Annotated in this window: 2 protein-coding genes; both read right to left on the minus strand. The window is 50.2% G+C overall.

The genetic code is table 11. The features are described from left to right. Nucleotides 1-500, minus strand: a 500-nt coding sequence (locus Q0614_RS10590) for an NAD(P)H-dependent oxidoreductase (protein WP_298788614.1), incomplete at its 3' end; no start/stop codon positions are given. Nucleotides 501-637: 137 nt separating this feature from the next. Continuing rightward, nucleotides 638-1,060: Type 1 glutamine amidotransferase-like domain-containing protein (locus tag Q0614_RS10595; protein ID WP_298788616.1), on the minus strand; the 423-nt coding region annotated here is incomplete at its 5' end.

Here is a 1,060-nt window from a genome sequence, read left to right on the forward strand (position 1 = left end):
CACATAAAAGTAGGCAGCCTTTTCGTGCCTAAAAACTCATTTGCCTTATGAAAATGCAGATAAACGCCGTCTACGCCCGCGCCCTCGAAAAAATCGCCCGGCTTCTCAAACGCCTGAAGCGGCGCATTCCAAGTAACGCTTAGCATGTGCGATTTGCCCTTTATCAGTCCGCCCGTGCCGTAGCCGTCGTTTGGGCTTGCGCTGTGCCGCCCGTCGTTTGCCACTATCTTGCCTATGCCGCCCATAAACACCTCGTCGATATATTTTTTGACTAGCCAAGGCTCGCCCATCCACCACGCGGGCATCTGCCAGATCACGGCATCCATCCATAGAAATTTTTCTACCTCGCCCTCTATATCGTAGCCCTCATGTATCGTAGTTTCGCGCGTTTCGTGTCCTAGGGCTTGCAGCGTCTTTTTGGCTAGCTCGTGCAAGGTTTTACTTAGCTTGCCGCCATTGCCGTTAAACGGCGCTCCGCCGTTAATCAGTAATATTTTCATTTTGATCCTTTTGATTAAATTTATCCGTTAGCGACTCGCTGCACCTAAGTTAAAATTTCACCTCGCAGCCCTATGCGAAAATATAAGCGTAAATTTTATGAAGCGTTTAATTACTAATTTTACTTTTACGCCGCAGTTTACCGCCCCAAAATTTCAAATTTATCGCCGTGCACCGCGATCGCTTCGGCGTTATTTATCGGCACCAATTTTAACTTGCCGCCGTAAGCTTTTAAAATTTTAGCCGTGCTTTGCACGAAGGGCTCCTCGCCGTAGTGTACTACTGGATAGAATTTAACAAGATCTAGCCCGGTTTGCGTTGCTACTGATTCACTACCACTCGCATCGTCCATCACGCTCGCATACTCCACGCTAGGAGCCGCGATCATCGCTCCCGCCGACTCGCCCACGTACACGAGCTCGCCGCTTCGGACGCGATCTGCGATGAGGCCAGCAAGATCTTTCTTTTTAAGTTCGCGCAAAAGATAAAAGGTGTTGCCGCCGCTTACGTAAAGCACCTGCGCCGCGCCGATCTTTGCCTTCGCTTCGGCCTCGCTCGCTTT

Origin of the sequence: uncultured Campylobacter sp., from assembly GCF_937997595.1 — a bacterium.
Lineage (GTDB): Bacteria > Campylobacterota > Campylobacteria > Campylobacterales > Campylobacteraceae > Campylobacter_B.